Raw genomic sequence first — 21,003 nt, 5'->3', positions numbered from 1 at the left:
AAAATGAATTATGCATCGACACTCCCTTTCTATACAACAAAAAATGACCTCTTACATAAGAGGTCATTTTCTTTCACGTTCAAGAATCCTCTTATCTTTCAAAAAACACATCGTGTCCTCTGCGGAATTAGCACCTTCCTACAAAATTACATAGGGGTTGCTGAGGTTTCATAGGGCCGTTCCCTCCACCTCTCTGGATAAGTATTAATTTGTAATTCGTATTATGGCATTAAGATGGATGAATTTCAATACTTTTCTAACTTTTTTTATTTTTTGTTTAACAGCGCATTTAAATCATTGTATTATTATCGGAATTATGAAATAATAAATTCAACATAATTACGGGAGGAATGTACGATGAAGGTAATTGGTTTAATTGGTGGACTAAGTTGGGAATCTACATCATTATACTATAAACATATTAATACACTTACACTCTCTCAATATGATCAAAATGCAAAGCTTATTTTATATAGCATGGACTTTGGTGAGGTAACTACTTTATTACAAAATCATCAATATGAAGATGTGAAAAATGAATTAGTCACAGTTGCAAAAAAGGTTGAAAAATCCGGAGCTGACTGTTTATTAATGTGTTCCAATACGGTTCATTTATTTGCTGAAGAAGTAGAAAATGCAATATCCATTCCACTTCTTCACATTGGTGATGTAAGTGCTAAAGAAATAGTAGACCAAAATATAAAACGTATCGGACTATTAGGCACGAAACAAACGATGGAACAAGGCTTCTACAAATCACGTCTAGCGAACTATAACATTGAGACAATCATTCCAAATGAAGAGGAAAGAAATTTTATCCATCATGTTATTTTAGATGAATTAAGTAAAGGAATTGTTTCAGAATCGTCAAAAGAAAAGATATTACAAATTACAAAATCATTAATTCAAAATGGCGCAGAAGGTATACTACTAGGCTGCACTGAAATACCATTGCTCATTTCCCAAAACGATCTTAAAGTACCTGTTTTTGATACCGCTTTTTTACATGCAAATACTGCTGTACAGTTTGCAGGATAATAGTATAAAAGCATAAAGGTATGGCCTCTATGCTTTTATATAGTCTACACTATTTATTTAAAAGAGATGTAATCACTGCGATCGCTTCTTTTGGACCACCACATTCTAAAAAACTATCATTCAGTTTTCGTATACCATGCTTATACTTTTTATTTGAAAGAACATCTGATACCGCTTCTTTTAATGTTTGCACATTAACATTCTCTTTCAATAACCGATGGGCTGCTTCAATCTCAGTTAATCTTTGCGCTATCATTGGCTGGTCTTTATCATGTGGAATGATAACAAATGGGACTTTAAAATAAATAGCATCGTGTACGCTGTTCATGCCGCCATGTGTAATAAAAACATCTGTTTCACTTAATATTTCTGATTGGGGTACGTATGAAGCGATTATAAAATTGTCTGGCGCTTTCTTAATTTTAGAACGATCATTTCTATCACCAATTGCCATTACAACTATTCCATCAAAATCTGAGAAAGCATCAATGCACGTATTAAAGAATGGTTCAAGTCCTTCAAGCAGTGTCCCCATTGAAATATATATAACCTTCTTACCTTTAAGCAATTCAAGTGGAAACTCTACAATTGTTTTACGCTTTGAAATACTCGGCCCAATAAAAATGTTATTTCTTCCAAATAAATCGCTATTAGGTTGAAAATAACGACTTGTGTACACAAGAGTAATATCTCCCTTGTTACGCATAAATTGAAGATTATTTTTAGGCTTTACTCCAAATTCATGTTCCATTTCATATAGTAACTGTTCAGAAATTTCATCAGGTTGAAATGATATTTTAGCATTTGGATGAAAAGGTAATGTCTCCAAAAATTTGGGAGGAATTAAAAATATAGGAGAAGAAACTATGCCTGGAATTTGTAAATACTCCTTTACTAACTCTCCAGCGCCAAATATATCATAAATTACGAAATCAAATTTTATGTTTTCATATAATTGTTTCGTAATTTGTAAAATAAATAAAGAAGTTTGAACATGTACACGAAAGAAAGAATTCAGCCCATCTAGGGTTTCAGAATCAATAGAAATCTCCTTTAATAAATCTGGATGTGTATATACTGTAGCTCCCAAATCTTCAATTCTGCCTTTAAATTGTTCTGTCGTAATATAATGTACGTGATCCCCCTGTTCAATATAAGCTTTGACTAAACTTAATGTAGGATTTACATGTCCCTCTGCTGGAAAATTAACCACTAAAATATTTAGCACTTTTTTCTCACTCCTTACATTTCAATTCGCTTATTAAGCATACTGTAATTATTACCGTCAATCTTCACCTAATAGTCCTAATATGTTTGCTACTTTAGGTTGATAAATAATGCTTAGTGATTAAATTAAAAAAGGCATCTACATATGTAGATGCCTAACCGTGATAAGGAGTGTTCTGTGAGGTTAGAATAAGCTTTTCAGCTTGTCCTATGCTATCAATATATGATTTGTTTTATAAAACGTGAATAGTTGATAGTTTGGTTTTACATCTCTATCACCCATTTTGAATCTATTCCTACATAAGACGACGCTAGTTTCTATAACATTTCATATGTTTTAATCTTCTTGAGTGCTATCTATTTTTGTAGCTTCTCCTGTCAACCGCTTATTTTTCAATTCAAAATAAGCATCTAAAACTTCTTTTCCAATATCAGAATTAATACCAGATTTATCATTAATAACCCACGGCACAACTACGGAGAATGCTACTTCAGGGTTATCATATGGCGCATATCCTGCTAACGTTAAATTATAACATTCTCTTCTCTCGCCCTTTTCATTTCTTCCAATATCACTTTCTCCACCATATACAGTCTGTGCTGTCCCTGTTTTACCTGCTGGTTTATAAGATGCTTTTTGGAACGCCCTTACTCCTGTTCCATCCCCTTCCTGGAATACCCTTCTAAATCCTTCTTTTACTTGATTTATATATTCCTCTTTCATATCTATTTTATTTAAAACGATTGGTTCTACTGCATGCACCACTTTACCAATCTCATCTTTTTGCGACGTTTGCTCTCTTACCTCTTGAACGATTTGTGGCTTCATTCGATATCCACCGTTTGCAATTGTTGAAATATATTGTACAAGCTGAAGTGGTGTATACGTATCATACTGGCCAATTGAGTAGTCTAATAAGAAACCAGGTTGATTATCTTTTTTACCAATTTGTCCAGCTGTTTCATTCGGTAAATCGATACCCGTTGGAACACCTAATCCAAATTGTCTGAAATAATACCTCATTTTATCAAAGTACTCCTGTTTAATGTTTAATGAACTATTTTTCACATAATCCACACCTGCAATTTTTAATGCTGTATGAAACATATAAACGTTTGAAGAGACTTGTAACGCTCTTAAATCATCAATATTTCCAAACTCTTTCCAAGACTTTTTTTCCTTAGTTCCTTTAAACTTCATTGGTGCATCATAAAAATAAGTACCTGGTGTTATAGCTTTCGTTTCAAATCCGGTTAAAACTGTCGCACCTTTCACTGTTGATCCAAGCTCATAAGAACTAGTCATTGTGCCTAATGCATAGTCTTCAACTTCTGTTTTTCCGTCTTTTTCTACAAGTCTTTTCCCAGCCATGGATAATACTTGTCCGTTTTTCGGATTCATCATCACAACGAAAGCACGGTCCAACATGGATTCTGAACCTTTATATGCCTTTAATATTTTTTCAATACTTTCTTCTACTTTCTTCTGTAATTCCATATCTATTGTTAAAGTCAAATTCTTACCGCTTTTCCCCTCGGAAACAGTTTCCGTTCTAATTGTATTACCTTGTTTATCAGCAACGCTTCTTACTTCTTTTTTTGTACCATGAAGTACATCTTCATATTGCTGCTCGATATAACTTTTTCCAACCCTATCATTTCGGCTATAATCACGTACCAAGTAGTAATCTAATCGTTCACTTGGTAATCCTTCATCGGCATTAGAAACATTTCCAAGAACAGATCGGAATAATCCATCATTGACATATACTCTCTCCCAATCAACCGATACGTCTACACCTGGGAGATTTGCTAAGCCTTCACTAATTATAGTAAATTCCTTTTCACTAACATCTTTTTTAATAATTTGAGGAGCCATTTGATAACCAGAAGTCATCTTACTTTTAATAGCTAACACTTTTATATCTTTATCTGTTAATTCCTGAAGATTTTTATCTGTTACACGCTTCCTTTTCAACTCTTCTATTTTTTTATCTAAATTTTTTCCGGTAATATCTTTATCTCTGAACTGATTTATTTCTTTTTTAGATACTAACTTTTCGGTAAGTTTCGGATTTAATTGCATCCAAAAATCTTTCTTATCCGTCTCAGTTAGCTTATCTATATCTTCTTGTGGCATTTCAATTATGTCTGCAAGTTGTCTTGCAGTTTTTAATATTTCTTCAGATTTTACACCTTTCATCTTTGTATATGTAATTGTACGTAAAGATTTATTATCAACTACTGGATTGCCTTCTCTATCAAATATTTTTCCGCGCGGGACAGAAAGACTTACGGTCGCATTTTCTTTCTTCTCTACTTCATTTTTATACGTTTCTCCATCAATAATTTGTACTTTACCTAATTGTATGATCATGGCAGAAAATAATAAAAATACACAAAAGAATAAAATATTTAACCGCGTCGGTATTGCTCTACCTATTGTTTTCTCTTGTTTTTTCACTTCGTCTTAATCTCCTCCTTACAATATTTCATTTATATATTAAAAGTAATGTATAATTCCCATACATTACCTTGTACAAATATTAATATAATATTTAAAACTTAATAGAAATTAAAACAAATCTAAAGAAAAGGTAAAGTTTACTAAAGTAAATGTAAAAAATACCTAATAACCAAATACTAAGCTTTTGGTTATTAGGTATTTAGTATTTTATGAATTAATAATTGGACGCATTTATTCAAATCTATCATCACAAGGAGATAGAGATTTTTCGCTCTGAACTTTCGGCAAATATATAGTTACTGTCGTCCCGACACCAACCTCACTCATAATACTTATTTTCCCTTGATGACTTTCAATAATTTTATAACTCAACATTAATCCAATACCGGTACCTTTTTCTTTCGTACTATAAAACGGCTCACCTAATCTCTTAATTCTTTCTTCAGGTATCCCAATTCCTTCATCAATTACATGAATAATGACACCTTCATCGTTTATCTCTTTTATATGAATTGTAATTTTCCCACCATCTGGCATAGCCTCGATTGAATTTTGCAAAATATTAATAAACACTTGTTTCAATTGATTTTCTGAGCAGTCAATACTTATATCTTTTGTGTCTGCATATAGTTCCACTTGAATATTTGTCATAATTGCTTTTGTATTCATTAACGAAACGACATTTTTATAAATTTGATAAATATTTTTTTGTTCTGTATTTATTTCATCTGTTTTAGCAATTGATAAAAACTCTTGAAGAATCGCTTCTATTCTTTCAATTTCAGAAAGCATTAAATCAAAATATTTTTCTTGATCTTCTTTATTAATTTGGAATAACTGTATAAATCCTTTAATAACTGTTAATGGGTTCCTCACTTCATGAGCAACACCAGCTGCTAATTGACCGATTGCTGCAAGTGTATCTGATTTATTTAGCAATTCTTCTGTTTTTTTTCGCTCTGTAATATCACGTACAATGATCATAATTTTATCATGTAATAAAGGTAAACACCTAGCTTCAAAGAAACCAACACTACCATTAATTGTAAGTGGATATTCAACAATTACATTCGTTGCTTTTTCCTTCACTTGATGAATTGCTTCATGAAACTGCTGCGCCACTGGTGATGGTAATACTTCGAAAAACTTTTTTCCCATAAAAGCTTCTGCCGGTACGTAAAATTTTGTAGGGGATCCTGCTTTATAGTCTATAATTGTGCCATCATCTTCTGTTAAGAAACATAAATCCGGTAAAGCCTTAAAAATTAATTCCAATTCAGACGTTTGTTGTTTTAACTGCTCTTCTATCGCTTTTAAATGTGTAATATCTACACCAACAGCCCAGTAGCTATATCCTGTTACAGGAAACTGTTCTGAAATATTGGACCACATGATTGTTTTGGTTTCACCGTTTTTACATGTTAAGTGCATTTCCCAATCTCTGAAATTTTTTCCGCAAGTTAAAAATTTCGTTTGTATTTGGTGACGATAATTATGATCTGGGTACAATAATTGAAGTGCATGTGGATTCCCTATTATTTCTTCAGCGGTATAACCCGTTACAATTTCACACTCACGATTCCACAGAACAAAATCTCCATTATAATCAAGCGCATCAACCATAACGGGCATATTTTGTAAAATTGTATGTAATTCCTCTTCTTTTCGAGAGAGCAATGTTGTATTTTTACTTTGAAATACTTTTGTTGCCCCATCTATAATTAGATTTGAAAGCATTTCGAAATATTTTTGACAATTGAAAATTTCACTTTTGTTTGACCATACTACAAATGATCCTAAATGTTGATTGTATAAAAAAATGGGGATTTCAATTTTGGGAAGTTTACATATTTTCGTCTCATTTATTCCGAAAGAAAATATACATTCTTTTTCAGCATCAAGAAGTTGATGTGATATGTTGGTTAATTGATAAAATTGTTCTGCCATGGTTTCTATTGTACTCACATCAATAAGTTCCATTAGCCGCGCATTCATTCTTTTTTCACCTCAATATGTAAAATTAATACAAATTCAAATTTTATACTTCTCCATTATACGAAGAATGTGCCTTTAGGTATATAGCTGCAGATTAATTATTCGAACAAATTTTATTTTTCAATTAAAAAAGAAAAATATATACGTATAAAACGAATCTTTAATCAGTATGTGTTTTGTTCATCATCTAATTTGATAAGCAACCTAACGCGTGCCCTCATGTATACATTTCATTATTAAAGTATCGTTATACACATCATTTGGAGAAGTATAAAAATACGCAAAATATAAAGTTCATAAAATATTCACAATTATCATGAAAAATATAAACATTTATTCCAATATATTCTATATAATAAAAAGTAATAAGGCTTCTATGAAGCTCATAGAATACCTTACCCCTAATAAAAAGAAAAAAAGAATCTATTTAGATTCTTTTTTTCTTTTTATATTACATTACATATTTATATAAAGCATGTGCAACGCCGTGTTCTTCATTTGATAAAGTTTCATATTTACACATTGCTTTTATTTCCTCGACTGCGTTCCCCATTGCAATTGATATGTTTGCTTTTTCCATCATAGATACATCGTTTAGCCCATCACCTATCGCTACAGTATTTTCAACTGGAATATTTAGATGTTCTGCTAATGTATATAAGCCATTTCCTTTTTGAGCATCCCGATGGTTAATCTCTAAGTTATGCCAATATGAAGATGTAATTGCTAAATCAGTATTATGCAGAAACGTTTCTTTTAACTTTTTTAGTTTTTCTATGTCATAAGAAAATGGTAAAAGCTTATGCACGTGTATTTCTGTTTCTACAATTGGTTTACAACTTTCTGCGCTAAGAAATGCTGTATGTTCAAGATATAATGCAGCAATTGTTTCTAACTCTTTCAAGTCGATATTTTCATTTGAATTTTTCACATATTCGATTTCATTACGTACACTCTCTACTCCATAATCCGGTACGTACACACCTTTATTAGTATAAAGCTGATAATATAAACCATTCTCTTCAAGATAGTTCACAATCTCAAGTGCTTGCATATTTTGAATTGGATATCGTTTCATCATTTTTTTATCTTTATATATAAGCGCACCGTTTTCTGCAATAATTGGACACTCTAAATTAACTTCTAACAATAATCGTTCAATATCGACGATAGAACGTCCTGTACAAATTGCTACAACATGGCCTGCTTCTTGACATTTTCGAATCGCTTCTGCATTCTCTTTACTAATCATTTTATTCCCCGAAAGAAGAGTTCCATCTAAATCAATTGCGATTAATTTCATTATTTCTTCACCACTTTCTATATATACACGAATTTATATTAAACGAAAGGTATCGTTTTCATACTGATTTCGTGAAGTACTCCTTATTTATAATTTATGAAAAGCGTTTCAGGTCAAGAAATAATTAAAAATAAAATCAAAAGCTTTTCTTTAAAAGAAAAGCTTTTGATTTTAAACTATGAACTATAACTAATATATTTCGTCTCACACATGTACACATTCTTTTCTTCAGTTGGGACATATATTTTAAACTTTTCTAAACGTTTTCCGTAAATATGAATTGTGACAACGCTTTCATTCTCGGATATTTCAAGAATATGACAATCAGCTGGTGGAATAACTTTATCTGTCTCTCCTTCTCCCAAATAAAGATTTCCTGTATGTGTTAAATAAACAAGTGAATTTTCAAGCTGTTTAGTTTGTATAAAGTTTTGCACCATTATCCTTCCTGTAAAAACACCTTCTACTCCCCATGTACCATCATGATCATGTAAAGGTGTAGATTGTCCATCTTTCCATACAAGAGCTAATACTTCAAAACGATTAAAGGGATCTTCATATAACAAGTGTCGTGCGTATTGAGCCGAATTCGCCTTCTGTTTTTCTAACGGAAGCCATGTTTTCTTTTCTAAAAGTTCTTCTAGTAATTTTTCGATCGCACAAACAATTTGATTTTCTAATAAATTACTATCCATTAAATCCGTTACACCTTTAATGAACGTTTGAAACGTTTTACTTCCATTACACGTTAACATAAGTGTCCTCCTCCATTCTTTTTCACACACCTCCATACTAAATAACCAACCAAAAATTTACAATTGAGAAATAAAAAACAAGGTACAGTAAATTTGTACCTTGCTGAGCAATTTACCTAGTTTTCAAAAGAATAGGTAAGTAATTTAACGTTTGTTCATTTTCCAATAGACATTTTTCTAATAGGTTCTTCCCTTAATTCTTTATATGTTCTAGGTGAATCCACTAAAAAGCAATAAAAGCTATTAATAATTAAATTAGTAGTTGTTTCATTGCCTGTCGCTAATAAACCTAAAGAAAAAGTTACAATTTCTTCATCGGTTAATCTTTCACCTTCATATTCAGCTCTTATTAAATCCGAAATAATATCATCGGTTAAATGGTATCTCTTTTCTTGAACGATCGGTAGAAGATATGCTTTAAATTCATTTAGTGCTACCCCCTTTTCCACATCCAGATCATAAAACTTTTCTTTACTATACGGCATAAATAAAATATCAGATCATTCTTTAATTTTTTACGGTCAGTTGTTGGCACTCCTAATAAATCGGATATGACGGTAACAGGTAAAGGTGCAGCAAACTCTTCAACGATATTAACCTCACTATATTTCCCAATATGTTGTACAAGTTCATTTGCGATAGACTGATATGTAAATATAATAAAAAACGAATGATTAATAGAAATATTCTACGTCACTCGTTTTTTATCGGACTTCTTTTTACTGTACTTTTATTTTCTTTATGAGTTATTAGAAAAATAATTGTCTATATAAGTCTTTATTTTTTCAAAATCCTTTTTCATAAATAAGATTGCTGGTACTTCAATTATTGGAAGATTATTTTCATTATCAAAAGGTGGACACGGTTTGGGAACTACCAAATAGTCAACTGAGTTTTTATCCCTAGTATAATTAGTTGAAACATCATAATACTTAGAAAAATACCCCTTCAAATCATCCTGATTCCTTAAAATTGGTAGAGAAAATATTGAACCATAATTTATACCAGCGTCGACAATTAATACAAAGCATATTTTTTTCATGATACACCCTCCTCGTATAATAAGTTTTAAGTTAATAACTGTTCCTTGAAAATTAAATAGTTTTTATCTTCAAGAGCTACATCAAAAAAATGATATATGGGTAAAATTTAGTCTTGGATAAGGTAACACTGATAAAAACAGGTTTCTTTTTCTTTATATTCAATTAAATCATATCATTATTTTACATGAATTTCCAGATTTTGTTTTTTTATTTTATTGGTAAACTTATGCTTAGCATGAATTGGAGGGATATATATGCTAGATTATAGAATAATTTCAAGAGAAAACTATTCAAATAAGATTAGAGAACTTGTAACAATGCTTGAACATACAAGAGATGTTACATTGAGCGAAATCTCCAATTTAAACCAAAGTGATTTAGATTTTTTACCAAACGGTAGTTCAAACACTATTGGTTCTCTCTTATCACATATTGCAGCGATGAAGTTTGTTCATCAAGTTATCTCGTTTGAAAAAAGAGATTTAACTGAAAGTGAATATCTAAAGTGGCGAATTTCTTTAGAACTTGGAGACAAAGCAAGGGAAGGAATAAAAAAGAAATCTTTAGATTATTATTTGAATGAATGATCACAAGTTAGAGAAAATACACTAACATATCTGAAATTGAATTTAGTAAATCACGTATTGAACATGAATTGCTCTGGATTACATCACTTATGAAGAAAATATGAAAAAATAAAAAGAAAAGTTAAAAACAATGAATGAAAATGAGATTTATTATCAATACTATAATTAATAAAAGGGCAACCACGATTTGGCTACCCTTCAAAATTTATACTTCTGGATCGAAAGTTTTGCAATCTGTTTCTTCTGTAGTAGATGCTTGTTTTCCTTTATGACTTACTACATAAATTGCATCTGCACTACATTTATTGCCATTTGCCCAAAATTTACAGTTGTTTACTTCACATAAAACGTCTTGTGCCATAGTATCACACCTCCTCGTTCTATTATCATTAACAAAATTCGGAGGTATGATACTCTTTGTTATGCATTTTTTATTCCCTTTTTAGCTTTCTTAAAGGTTCAATATCTCCTCGTACAATAGCATCTATATTTTCGGTTATTTTTTCAATGTCAAAATGCCACCATTGAATTTGCAATAATTCTTCGATTATTGTATTTGTAAATCGTTCCTTTATTTTATTTGCGGGATTTCCGCCAACAATTGTATATGGTGCGACGTCTCTAGTCACAACAGATTTAGCTGCAATGATTGCACCATCCCCTATTTTTATTCCGGGCATAATCGTTGTATCCATACCAATCCAAACGTCATTTCCTATAACTGTATCCCCTTTGTAAGGTAAATCAGACAAATTAGGTGTATACTTCTCCCACCCATTCCCAAATATATTAAATGGATATGCCGAAAATCCATCCATCCGATGATTCGCTCCGTTCATAATAAAGGTAACTCCATTTGCAATACAACAAAACTTTTCAATGATAAGACGATCTCCAAGAAATTCATAATGATGTAATACTCGATCTTCAAATGTTTCTCCATCTTTCGCATCATAATATGAATAGTCTCCAACGAGTATATTAGCTTTCGTTATTGTATTTTTTATAAAATGGACATTTTGATTTCCTTCAATAGGATATTTAACATTTGGATTAGGATTCATGTTGTACAGCACTTCCTTTACCATTTATTTCACTCTCTACCGCTATTACTGGCTTTAAATTGTATATAGGTAAAATAAATAATAATCCAATTATAAAAAGTAAAGCGGTCCCTTCATACATCATACTTAATGAAAACATCTCCTTTAATGAGCCAGCAATACTCATCGTTACTACCATTGAACCGGTAAATAACGGACTTAAAATGCCATTTACACGACCAATAAAATCAGTATCGCTATTTTGGATAATGAGTGTATTAATACCTATTTGGATACAAGGAAGAGCTAACCCACTAAAAAGTTGTGCTGTAAGTGTCACCCATAAATTCGTCGAATAACCTATAATACCAATGCCAATCGCCTGACCGAGCATCCCTATAATTAACATCTTTTGCGGAGCTACGTTTTTCGCAAATACCATCGCTAAAACTCCGCCAACAATCATACCCGCGCCATTTACTGTTAGTAACCATTGTAAACTCTCTTTTGATAAACCTAACTGCTCAGTTACGATAAATATACCTAATGGCTGAATCAATCCTATACCTAGTCCTGCCGCCATAAAACAAAGCCCTAGTAAAGTTAATGCTTTTTTCTTTTTCACATATTTAATACCATCAAGCATCTCCTGTAGTAGCGTGATTTCTTTCTTATCATTATCATTCTCAAGATCTTTCGGAAGAAATAACAACACAGCAGCTGCCAGTAAAAAAGCGATACCTGTTATGATAATTGAAATATAAATTCCAAAACTATGAAAAATAAATGTTCCAAGAATCGGCCCTAATACCATAAAAATCGCAAATATTGTTTGATATATAGACATGGCTAATTGGATCTGTTCCGCCGATAAATGCTGTTTAAACAATTTCATGCCAGATGGCTGAGAAAACTGTGAAAGGATTGCAGAAATAAGCGTGACAAAAAACACAATTTTCCACGTACCAAACATGAGTGTAATTAATACACCAAATACTGAAATAGAACTTAACGTTTCACACCATATCATTGTCTTCTTCGGCTTCCACCTATCAGCAAACGTTCCGCCAATAAAAGAAAAGATGAAAATTGGAGCAAACTCCGCAACTGAAATCATCGAAATAGCAAAAGCATCACCTTTGGTCATTTCCATTACATATAATAATACCGCAAAGTTTCGAACCCATATCCCTACTTGTAAAAATAATGCTGATGCTAAAATACCTTGCACAAACCGATTTTTCAACACTTGTGATACCCCAGTATTTTGTTTCGTTTCTACATTTGTCGACATAAAAAAGCCCCCTATTTCATGTTCTGAACAGGAGGCAGCACAAATCATATAAAAAGACTATATATTCGCAGAGCGAAATACATCCCTTTTCTATAAATGTACAGACTAATCCTATTCAGAAGAATATTTCGTTTTTTAACGAAGATCTCTTACAAATAGAATTAGTTGATCATTGGGATGTGTTCACCCTTCCGTTTCGAATTTAAATAACACATACATACTCTATGTAAAGCATTTTCGATGTATGCATGTCTTAAAATAAATATTCTAGAATGTTAATGGTAATTCCTCTAAAGAACGCATTAAATAATTACCTTGCCATTTAACATCTTCACGATTTCCTTTTATTTGCAAATCAGGCATTCGATTAAACAAAGTCGTAATAGCAATCTTTGCTTCCAACCTAGCAAGTGGAGCGCCTAAGCAGAAATGGCTCCCATGGCCAAAGGCAATATGACGATTATTCTCCCGAGTAATATCAAATACTTCTGGGTTCTCAAATACTGTTTCATCACGGTTCGCTGAAGCTAATGCAATGACAACCATATCCCCTTTTTCGATTGTTTGGTCATGGATTTGAAAAGATTCATCTGCCCATCTTGAAGTTGTAACCTCAACTGGAGAATAATATCGTAACCCTTCCTCAATAGCTGCATCAATTAATTTTGGATTATCCTTTAATAACTGTAATTGATTCGGATTTTCAAGAAGCGCTAATACCGTATTTGTAATTAAATTTACAGTTGTTTCGTGTCCCGCCACAATTAGTAACATTATCATTGAATATAGTTCCCGAGCGCTAAGTTTATGCCCTTCACTCTCTGCAAGTATTAAAGCACTCACCAAGTCCTCTTTTGGTTCTTGTCTTTTAACATCAACTAAATATTGGAGATATGTAATAAACTCTGATAGTTGCTTTTCAGTTTCTTTTATTTCTTCTGGAGTTTCTGGATAAGCAATGACAGCATGAGACCAAATTCTAAATTTCGCTTGATCCTCTTTTGGAATGCCAAGCATTTCACTTATTACAATAATCGGTAAAGGGAACGAATAATCATCAACAAGATTTAATGAACCTTTGTGCTCGACTTCATTTAACAAATCATCTGCAATATCCTGTATTCTTCCTTCCAATTGCGTAATCATCTTCGGTGTAAAAGCTTTTTGGACGAGTGATCGTAAACGATTATGGTTAGGTGGATCTGAATTTAGCATGTGCGTCGTTAAATAATCACTATTGTCAACAGTAAGAAAGACATTCAATGCATCTTGAGAAAATACATTGGCTGGATCTTTTTTTAAGCGATTATCTTTTAATAGTGGCAAAGCATCTTCATATCTTGTAATAAGCCACTCTGCACCTAATTCAGTTTTATTCACAAATAAGATAGGTTGCATTTTTCGAGATTCTTTATAAATTTCATATGCATCTTCTTTAAACTGAGCTGAAGCTAAATTAATGCCATCCTCTATTCTTAGTCCAACTTTGTTTTTCATTGACATCGTATTCCCTCACTCCCATATGTTTTTGAAAACCAACCAACATATGCATTATACTCTAATAAAAACGTGAAAATTGTAAATTTTTAACCAAAATCTTACTTCATATATTGAAAAATAAAAAAGTGAGGGAGTAAAATCTTTCTACTCTCTCACTTTTCTTTATGCGAAGCACATGAAATTACTAATTTGTTGATAGCGGTAGCTTACTTTACGACGACGACCACCTTGCCAAGTGTAACCTGATACTCCGTTTCTTCTCACTTCAGTCGGAAAGAACCATAAGTCTCTTCCGAAAGGTCCTGGACGATGTAAACGTAAAAAGCCCCATCTTCCTAGACAGTTACACATCCATGATTTCATATTGCCTGGTTGTGCTGGAGAAGCAAATGTAGATGGTAACGATGGAGCTTGAGATGGTGGTGGTGACGTTGGAGCATCCTCCGCATCATCTGGTCTATAATCTTCTTGTTCCATTTCCCTCACTTCATTTACAGGTTCATACCCGTAGTTTTGTGGATTATAATACATCCCTTGATCATATGGATAATTTTGCTGGTTATACATATTAATAAATCACCTACTTTTCATTCAGTACCTTTAACATTAATATGTGATAAGCGCTCTATAGGAAGCTTATGTATAGCCCAAATTCATATAAAATTGTTACAAAATAAAAATAGAAGAGATCTATAATAAATCTCTCCTATTTACATTAAGCAAAACACATAAAATTACTAATTTGTTTATATTGGTACGTTACTTTAAAACGATAGCCATCTTGCCAAGTATATCCCGATACATCATACCGCCGAACTTCTGTTGGAAAAAACCATAAATCTCTTCCAAAAGTACCGGGTATATATAATCTTAAATAACCCCATCTCCCTAGACAATTACACATCCATGATCTCATTTGGCCTGTTTGTATAGGATTAGCAAATGTAGAAGGTAAATTGGGAGGCTTAGATGGCGGTAGTAACTTTGGAGTGTCATCTGCTTGACATGAACAAAACTGATTGTTCAATGAACTATTCCTCCTAATTATTAGTAAACTCTATATAGTATATGAATTTTCTTTTTATATGAAACTTCTATAAAGGAAAAACTCGCTATTGTCCAAACAAAAATCCCCTTCTAATTCTTTAATAGAAGAGGATTTTTTGTTTAAATTCTATTTCAACTTCACACTATAAAAACGCATTTCATCTAACGAACCTTCAAATTCAAATACTTCTTTTTTTATTAGTTCCTTTAAGCGATATTCTAAAAACGTATCGCCAACTAGCTGCTCTACAAGACCAAGTGCTTCACCAATTACTCTAGGAGCTTTTAGGAACTCTCGATCAGCACCTATACTTTTCGCGCATTCAATAATAAATTGATCAAAATAATCTTCTTGTACTGAACGCACTTCATTGTCTGTCCAAACTCTTAAAAATTCCGTACTTTTCGATAGACTATCCCACTCACGCTCAAACTGCGTACGTTTCTCTACAGTTAAATATGGCAGTTCTAAAAAACTGTTTTGAATTAGAGCTAAACTTTCAGGTGATAACTCTCCCGTTCCACGAATAGCATACTCTCGTTTTAATATTTCTTTACTTGCTTCAGATGTATTCATAACGCGAATGTTTTTCTTATCTTCTAATTGTGCCATTACAAAACATAGACCTACATGTTCATGAGCATTATTAGCTTTCCAAATTGTAATAGGCGTATCAATAGGGATAGTATGTAGTTCTTCCATAGTTTCTAAAAATCTTGATAAATACTCTTCTTCAAAATAATTTTCATAAGCAGTTAAGTTGTTTACTAACCATTTCTGTCTTGCTAGTTGTCCCTCATTCATATGTAACTTGTTTATCGGCCCAATTGAAAAGAATTCAGAAAAAGCAACAACCATCTCTTCTAATCGCTCTTCTTGACCAAGCATATACTTTAAACATCCAGCTGTTGAATCATCAAAAGCAATATGTACGTGTGAGCTTTCTTTTACATTTTTATAAGATGTATTACTCGTTAGTTGATTAGGAATATCCATCAAATTTTTAATCGTATCTTCACTATAATTTTCTTCTAATAAACTCAACTGAATTAGAATACTTTGAAGTAAATGTTTTGCTTCATCTTCGTGCATATCTTCTACAACATTTTTGATTTTATCTATCATATAAATCCCTCTATTCATTTCAAAAATAACATAGATTATAGTGTATCACTTAAGTGTCACTCTTTAAAAGTTTTTTAATCAAATCATGTATTAGAAAGATTGCTACAGCTATATAAGGTTTCAACAAAAAATTTATCTACAACATTCTACTAAACACTTTGTAAATCCTTTTATTTAAATGTATAATTATTTAGAAAATAAAAAGTACAGGAGCTATATGTATGGAGAAAATGTTTACTACTTATAAACATTATTTAAAAAATTGGAGATTTATATTTATTTGTATATTACCTACTATCGCCTTATTATATGTTTTCGATGTCATATTTGAACTACTATTTCATCAAGATTTCTATTTATCTAACTTAATTTTTGCTATTATATTATTTTTAATATTTATTAACATCAAAGATATGTTTAAAATTGAAAGGTAAAGAGCGGGATAAAAAAAGAGCACCCTACAATGGGATGCTCTCATGTGATAGAGGTTTTTCTGAGTATTAAGTAGGACACGAAGGTCTTGTCCCACTATCTAATATATGCTTGTACTTATTTTTTGTGCATGTACGAAGTATCACTATAAATTCTCATCATAAATTCATTGAACAATTAACATATTTATAAATAAAAAACATCCCCGTGGATGTTTTTTATTTACTAATTTTTATGCCTCCATAAACTTTGCCGGTACACCAATTTTTTCAACTACAGAAGATATATTAGTAGGATTAATCATTACATTTTCAATACTAACTAATTTATTTTCTAATAGTCCATTCTCTGTTGTAATAAGTTCTTCAAACCGTTCTAAAGTCATCGAGAATTTATGTTCACTCCCGCCATTCATACTGACTTTTACATACTTCATCGTGCACCCGCCTTTCATAATAATCTATAATTCGATAAAAAGGCGCTTACATCCTTTTATTTACTACTAAATTTCACACTTTTACGCCTTACTAATTCACGTTTATTTATTTTGGAGAAAGTAACTACTATTTTATGTTCACGTTATAATTGCTAGAAAGAATGATAAAGATAAAAATGCACAAAGTGGGATATATAAAACAGTATCCATTCTTGCAAATTGCGTACCTTTTTTCCTTTTAAAGATACCAAAATAATGAAACTCACCAATTACTCTTATGAAAAACACAATCATACAAACCCAGGATCCCATTTGAACAATAATATTAGGAAGTGCGAAATGAACGATATTCGTTTGTTGTAATAAAATTATCGCTGCCATACTTATTAATAACGCAATGAACAATGTCATACCTACACTTGGTGTAAACGCCTTTTCTCCAGCTTTTGTTGGAATGACACTACTTGTCGCCCACTTACCTCCGAAAGCCCAGTAAACATGTAAAAAGCTAACTAAAAATAATATACAGACCGAAATGTATGTAATAATAAGCATTTTGTCCTCCTATTATTTTATTTAAATCTTCAACTTTAGAGTATTTTATAATTTCCACATTAGTAATCTATATCTAATAATATAAAAACCCCTTAATGATTTTTCGTAAAATTGATTAATCATTAAGGGGCTTTTCACTTTATTACGCATTATACCTATTTCTACGACGTTCCATCCTCGTTTGTCCTTGAGCAGTACCTTCTTGATATTGCTCTATTTGCTCTCTCATTTCATATGTTGCAGCTGGAGCTGGTTCTTCGTAATTATGCTCACGTATTTTTTCTGGTGTTTTTCGTTTTGATCCTTTTCCACCAAACTTAAATAATTTCATCTTTAATTTCGGTAATTTTGGAAGTGGAATCTTAAATGATAGCTTTTTTCGTTTCTTTTTTTGTTTAAATAGATTTATGCTTTCTTTATTATCTTCCTCTTTACGGTGTAATAACATGGCGATTAACCCACCTAATATAAGCCCGCCAACTAAAAGCATAAGGTATTTGAAATTGCTTATCATTAAACTCGACATACGTTCAAGTATGACTAACGACTGTACTTCTTTAATATCCCATAATAAAGCGGCCCATAATGCGAATAAACCGAAAGTAAGTCCATATGTACGAAAACGGAATAAACATGGAATTAAAGCGACACAAGCTGCAATTTTCGCGTTCGCTATAATTGAACTTGTTGAAATATCTTGATGCCAAATTACTAACAGTAATGTTATAAATGGCGCATAAGCTATCCAGCTACATATACGTGAATATACTTTTTTCGCAAAATAGCTACCAAAACTAGTGAAAAATAAAAGGCCTCCAATATATAAAGATTGTTCTAGTGGGATTTGCTTCATAATTCCTGCAACTGGAAAGAGGCCGCTCAATAGCATTAATAGCACATCTAACTTCTTCACAATTCCTCATTCCTTTCAAATTTCTTTTGAATCAATTCATATTACTTTTCCAAATAAAATGTTTTTATTTCTAAAAAACATCTTAATCCTGTATGCAAATAAAGTAAATACGTAAAAGAGAAGTTACATGACAAATGATATCCTTATTTACATGAAAAAATGACAAATCCTGACCGATATAAGGAGCAGGATTTGTCTATTATTATTTACAGTAGAATAATTGAATCTTTCTTTTCTATCTTTATTATATCTACATCCAGTTCATCATCAAACTCTTTAAACTCTCTTGCATCTATATCAGTCATATAGCCTTTTATTACTTTCGCCATATGCTTAGAATACGGCATGTGTACATCCTTTTCCAAAAGCATACTTGTATTACAGCACATGTAATGTATCATTTTGGCAATAGAATTCCTTTCTACTGCTTTTACACCTAGCGGTAAAATTTCAAGTATGTATCTCTGCAATGTTTCACTACCATTAAGCGAATATTCACCAATGCTATAATACATTCCATTTTGATCTACATATAAGCTCGTGCCATCCAGTATATCATCACTTTCTACTGCACCGTATTTTGGTACATCATAAGATGTATTTATCCTAATAATATTTAAGTTTGAAACCTTTAGCATATCCGGAACAATGTCAGGGAACCTATCTATATCAACTTTTTTATTTTGTAACTCTTTTATCCAATGTTTTCTTAAATTCGCATCTATAATGAAATATACTTGTTCATTTTTTTCTTTTGCAGGTTGTAAAATTCCTGATAATGTTTCAGAAACAAATTGTTTAAATTGAATTCCCATATCATTTCTTTTTGAAGGCTGTGGTAAAAAGGTATTATGTTTATTTACATGTAATAATAGACGATCAATCGTTTGCCAATCTGTATTCCCATATAATTTATATGAAATTTCTTTTCCTTTTATTTGTGAAAAAATAGGTAAGAAATCAAATTTCGAGATTCGTTCAATTGATAAATTAACAAATGTACAAGGTAAATTTATCTTATTCCAACTACGTTTCAAAAATCCTTTTTGTTCTAATAAACTAAGAATACAATTTATAATTGTTTTACGAGATACACTTTGGCCTATAAATAAATTAATAAATGCAGAAATACGGTTTGTTCGTGCAAATCCTTCTCTAACAATTTGCTTTGGATCAATTTTTTCACGTCCATCACAATTTTCCATTGCGATTAACGCTAATGTCGCATCATTACGCTTACCTGCAGTAGCGTAAACCGCTTTCATAACATCCTCTACTAAATTCGCTTTGTATTTCTGGCAATATTGCATTTTATATGGATTTTGCAATACTTTTTCAATATTACATCTTACTATTTTTAACAATACTGGTGAATCAGCATTTAATACGTATGATGACTCACCAATTTGAGCTAACACAATTCCACTTTCACATAACGCTTGTTCTACTTCCATCGATATTTTTTCAGACCATATCTCTAATGTTATAGTCTCTAATCCTTTGGGTGCAATTAAAGGGAATAATTCATTTTCATTATTTATTGCAAGTTTCTTACATTCTGGTAGTAATGTGAAATAAGTGAATTTTTGCTGAAACCCTTTAAATAAATACTCTCTTTCCTTTACTTTTATACCAGGTTTTATTTTAGTACCTTGAACTTTATATATTCTCTCGTTATATGGAAGTAACACCCTAAGATTTTCTCCCAGCATATAATCTTTCGGATATTGAAGAATATGCTCCAATTCAACTTCTCCACCTATATGAAAATCATCTTTTAAATTTCTAAATATCTTAATCCACTTTATACCGTTTGTTGCTTGTTGCACTTTTAGCTTTACAAACCGAGGTTTTTTATTATTCGATGCAAATTCTGGAGTAGAAATTAAAATCATGCCTCGTTTTCGTCTTAAAAGCAAAGGAATATCTGGATGGTTATATTCTTGATATTAAGACTGTCTTTATGAGCATTTCGTATAAGTGTGATTTCATTAATTAAAGCTATTTTTAAAGCAGACATATCAGCGATAATTTATGTCTATTCTGTATTAGTGTTAGCAAGTTCGTTTGCAAACTTGTTAGCACTTTTTTGTTTAGATAATACACGCATTCCTTCTTATATACTGACTGTGTTCCGATTTGGGGATTTTTGTGCGGAAAATATAACTTCCCATTGTGGTCAAAAGAGAGTGGTCGTTTTATTCGCCACTCTCTTCTTATATATATGCCCAAAACTTTTTTT

The 21,003-nt window shown here is 31.7% G+C and carries 17 protein-coding genes, 5 pseudogenes and 1 riboswitch; of the genes and pseudogenes, 4 read left to right on the top strand and 18 right to left on the bottom strand.

The features are described from left to right. Nucleotides 1-88: 88 nt before the first annotated feature. Nucleotides 89-204, bottom strand: a riboswitch (SAM riboswitch). Nucleotides 205-357: 153 nt separating this feature from the next. After that, nucleotides 358-1,038: an aspartate/glutamate racemase family protein gene (locus tag AC3WTI_RS04095; protein WP_097841067.1), complete on the top strand. Its 681-nt coding sequence runs from the start codon at nt 358-360 to the stop codon at nt 1,036-1,038. Nucleotides 1,039-1,087: 49 nt separating this feature from the next. On the opposite strand, the gene AC3WTI_RS04090 is transcribed toward AC3WTI_RS04095, so the two are convergent. The 7 genes and pseudogenes from AC3WTI_RS04090 to AC3WTI_RS04060 all read right to left on the bottom strand — a co-directional run bounded on the left by AC3WTI_RS04090 (nt 1,088) and on the right by AC3WTI_RS04060 (nt 9,827). After that, a complete protein-coding gene (locus AC3WTI_RS04090; RefSeq protein WP_087956239.1) occupies nt 1,088-2,266 on the bottom strand; it encodes a macrolide family glycosyltransferase in 1,179 nt (392 codons plus the stop codon). Nucleotides 2,267-2,602: 336 nt separating this feature from the next. After that, nucleotides 2,603-4,729 carry a peptidoglycan D,D-transpeptidase FtsI family protein gene (locus tag AC3WTI_RS04085; RefSeq protein ID WP_087956240.1) on the bottom strand — a complete coding sequence of 709 codons (2,127 nt, stop codon included), beginning with the start codon at nt 4,727-4,729 and terminating at the stop codon, nt 2,603-2,605. 234 nt (nt 4,730-4,963) lie between these two features. Then, on the bottom strand, nt 4,964-6,727 hold the full coding sequence (locus tag AC3WTI_RS04080) for an ATP-binding protein (RefSeq protein ID WP_253621571.1): 1,764 nt from the start codon (nt 6,725-6,727) through the stop codon (nt 4,964-4,966). 451 nt (nt 6,728-7,178) lie between these two features. Next, the gene (locus tag AC3WTI_RS04075; protein WP_097841064.1) at nt 7,179-8,030 is read right to left on the bottom strand and encodes a Cof-type HAD-IIB family hydrolase; all 852 of its coding nucleotides are present in this window, start codon (nt 8,028-8,030) and stop codon (nt 7,179-7,181) included. A 176-nt stretch (nt 8,031-8,206) separates the two neighbouring features. Beyond that, the gene (locus tag AC3WTI_RS04070; RefSeq protein ID WP_087956242.1) at nt 8,207-8,785 is read right to left on the bottom strand and encodes a cysteine dioxygenase family protein; all 579 of its coding nucleotides are present in this window, start codon (nt 8,783-8,785) and stop codon (nt 8,207-8,209) included. Nucleotides 8,786-8,967: 182 nt separating this feature from the next. Then, a pseudogene (locus tag AC3WTI_RS04065) lies at nt 8,968-9,431 on the bottom strand (cytochrome P450); the annotation flags it as partial. A 93-nt stretch (nt 9,432-9,524) separates the two neighbouring features. After that, nucleotides 9,525-9,827, bottom strand: a complete 303-nt coding sequence (locus AC3WTI_RS04060) for a hypothetical protein (RefSeq protein WP_097841063.1) — start codon at nt 9,825-9,827, stop codon at nt 9,525-9,527. Nucleotides 9,828-10,082: 255 nt separating this feature from the next. Here AC3WTI_RS04060 and AC3WTI_RS04055 point away from each other — a divergent pair. Together AC3WTI_RS04055 and AC3WTI_RS04050 are read left to right on the top strand one after the other, a co-directional pair. Beyond that, nucleotides 10,083-10,412 (top strand): annotated as a pseudogene (locus AC3WTI_RS04055) (hypothetical protein); the annotation flags it as partial. A gap of 38 nt (nt 10,413-10,450) precedes the next feature. Next, nucleotides 10,451-10,519, top strand: a pseudogene (locus tag AC3WTI_RS04050) (PadR family transcriptional regulator); the annotation flags it as partial. Between the two features lie 101 nt (nt 10,520-10,620). Here AC3WTI_RS04050 and AC3WTI_RS04045 read toward each other — a convergent pair. The 7 genes and pseudogenes from AC3WTI_RS04045 to AC3WTI_RS04015 form a co-directional block, all read right to left on the bottom strand. Continuing rightward, nucleotides 10,621-10,776: a DUF1540 domain-containing protein gene (locus tag AC3WTI_RS04045; RefSeq protein WP_000046091.1), complete on the bottom strand. Its 156-nt coding sequence runs from the start codon at nt 10,774-10,776 to the stop codon at nt 10,621-10,623. A gap of 70 nt (nt 10,777-10,846) precedes the next feature. Then, complete coding sequence (locus tag AC3WTI_RS04040) at nt 10,847-11,479, bottom strand: Vat family streptogramin A O-acetyltransferase (RefSeq protein ID WP_097841062.1); 633 nt, start codon at nt 11,477-11,479, stop codon at nt 10,847-10,849. Next, nucleotides 11,469-12,752 carry an MFS transporter gene (locus AC3WTI_RS04035; RefSeq protein ID WP_144488300.1) on the bottom strand — a complete coding sequence of 428 codons (1,284 nt, stop codon included), beginning with the start codon at nt 12,750-12,752 and terminating at the stop codon, nt 11,469-11,471. Before AC3WTI_RS04035 ends, AC3WTI_RS04040 begins: the two co-directional genes overlap by 11 nt. Nucleotides 12,753-13,019: 267 nt before the next feature. Beyond that, on the bottom strand, nt 13,020-14,255 hold the full coding sequence (gene cypA / locus AC3WTI_RS04030; protein ID WP_097841060.1) for a cytochrome P450: 1,236 nt from the start codon (nt 14,253-14,255) through the stop codon (nt 13,020-13,022). Nucleotides 14,256-14,414: 159 nt separating this feature from the next. Further along, the gene (locus tag AC3WTI_RS04025) at nt 14,415-14,819 is read right to left on the bottom strand and encodes a hypothetical protein (protein WP_097841059.1); all 405 of its coding nucleotides are present in this window, start codon (nt 14,817-14,819) and stop codon (nt 14,415-14,417) included. Nucleotides 14,820-14,967: 148 nt separating this feature from the next. Continuing rightward, nucleotides 14,968-15,252: pseudogene (locus tag AC3WTI_RS04020) on the bottom strand (hypothetical protein); the annotation flags it as partial. 174 nt (nt 15,253-15,426) lie between these two features. Continuing rightward, nucleotides 15,427-16,425, bottom strand: a complete 999-nt coding sequence (locus tag AC3WTI_RS04015; RefSeq protein ID WP_087956250.1) for a DUF1835 domain-containing protein — start codon at nt 16,423-16,425, stop codon at nt 15,427-15,429. 221 nt (nt 16,426-16,646) lie between these two features. On the opposite strand from AC3WTI_RS04015, the gene AC3WTI_RS04010 reads away from it, so the two are divergent. Next, nucleotides 16,647-16,859 (top strand): hypothetical protein, encoded by a 213-nt coding sequence (locus tag AC3WTI_RS04010; RefSeq protein WP_087956251.1) that lies wholly within the window; start codon nt 16,647-16,649, stop codon nt 16,857-16,859. 230 nt (nt 16,860-17,089) lie between these two features. Here the strand turns inward: AC3WTI_RS04010 and AC3WTI_RS04005 are convergent, their stop codons facing one another. The 4 genes and pseudogenes from AC3WTI_RS04005 to AC3WTI_RS03990 form a co-directional block, all read right to left on the bottom strand. Next, nucleotides 17,090-17,293, bottom strand: coding sequence for a hypothetical protein (locus tag AC3WTI_RS04005; protein WP_000878375.1), 204 nt, complete (start codon nt 17,291-17,293; stop codon nt 17,090-17,092). A gap of 138 nt (nt 17,294-17,431) precedes the next feature. After that, nucleotides 17,432-17,848, bottom strand: a complete 417-nt coding sequence (locus AC3WTI_RS04000; protein ID WP_087956252.1) for a DUF3995 domain-containing protein — start codon at nt 17,846-17,848, stop codon at nt 17,432-17,434. 142 nt (nt 17,849-17,990) lie between these two features. Then, nucleotides 17,991-18,761, bottom strand: a complete 771-nt coding sequence (locus AC3WTI_RS03995) for a DUF3959 family protein (RefSeq protein ID WP_097841057.1) — start codon at nt 18,759-18,761, stop codon at nt 17,991-17,993. Nucleotides 18,762-18,967: 206 nt separating this feature from the next. Further along, nucleotides 18,968-20,710, bottom strand: a pseudogene (locus AC3WTI_RS03990) (RNaseH domain-containing protein); the annotation flags it as partial. Between the last annotated feature and the right edge of the window lie 293 nt (nt 20,711-21,003).

The sequence above is a fragment of the Bacillus sp. EB106-02-03-XG38 genome, from assembly GCF_058792175.1.
The sequence above is the reverse complement of the archived record's forward strand: the minus strand, read 5'-3'. Positions and strand labels throughout refer to the sequence as shown.

Bases quoted from the DNA above. Each gene is read 5' to 3' on its own strand.
- AC3WTI_RS04095 (WP_097841067.1), top strand. From the start codon at position 358: ATGAAGGTAATTGGTTTAATTGGTGGACTAAGTTGGGAATCTACATCA.
- AC3WTI_RS04080 (WP_253621571.1), bottom strand. From the start codon at position 6,727: ATGAATGCGCGGCTAATGGAACTTATTGATGTGAGTACAATAGAAACC.
- AC3WTI_RS04075 (WP_097841064.1), bottom strand. From the start codon at position 8,030: ATGAAATTAATCGCAATTGATTTAGATGGAACTCTTCTTTCGGGGAAT.
- AC3WTI_RS04070 (WP_087956242.1), bottom strand. From the start codon at position 8,785: ATGTTAACGTGTAATGGAAGTAAAACGTTTCAAACGTTCATTAAAGGT.
- AC3WTI_RS04060 (WP_097841063.1), bottom strand. From the start codon at position 9,827: ATGAAAAAAATATGCTTTGTATTAATTGTCGACGCTGGTATAAATTAT.
- AC3WTI_RS04045 (WP_000046091.1), bottom strand. From the start codon at position 10,776: ATGGCACAAGACGTTTTATGTGAAGTAAACAACTGTAAATTTTGGGCA.
- AC3WTI_RS04040 (WP_097841062.1), bottom strand. From the start codon at position 11,479: ATGAATCCTAATCCAAATGTTAAATATCCTATTGAAGGAAATCAAAAT.
- AC3WTI_RS04035 (WP_144488300.1), bottom strand. From the start codon at position 12,752: ATGTCGACAAATGTAGAAACGAAACAAAATACTGGGGTATCACAAGTG.
- cypA (WP_097841060.1), bottom strand. From the start codon at position 14,255: ATGTCAATGAAAAACAAAGTTGGACTAAGAATAGAGGATGGCATTAAT.
- AC3WTI_RS04025 (WP_097841059.1), bottom strand. From the start codon at position 14,819: ATGTATAACCAGCAAAATTATCCATATGATCAAGGGATGTATTATAAT.
- AC3WTI_RS04015 (WP_087956250.1), bottom strand. From the start codon at position 16,425: ATGATAGATAAAATCAAAAATGTTGTAGAAGATATGCACGAAGATGAA.
- AC3WTI_RS04010 (WP_087956251.1), top strand. From the start codon at position 16,647: ATGGAGAAAATGTTTACTACTTATAAACATTATTTAAAAAATTGGAGA.
- AC3WTI_RS04005 (WP_000878375.1), bottom strand. From the start codon at position 17,293: ATGAAGTATGTAAAAGTCAGTATGAATGGCGGGAGTGAACATAAATTC.
- AC3WTI_RS04000 (WP_087956252.1), bottom strand. From the start codon at position 17,848: ATGCTTATTATTACATACATTTCGGTCTGTATATTATTTTTAGTTAGC.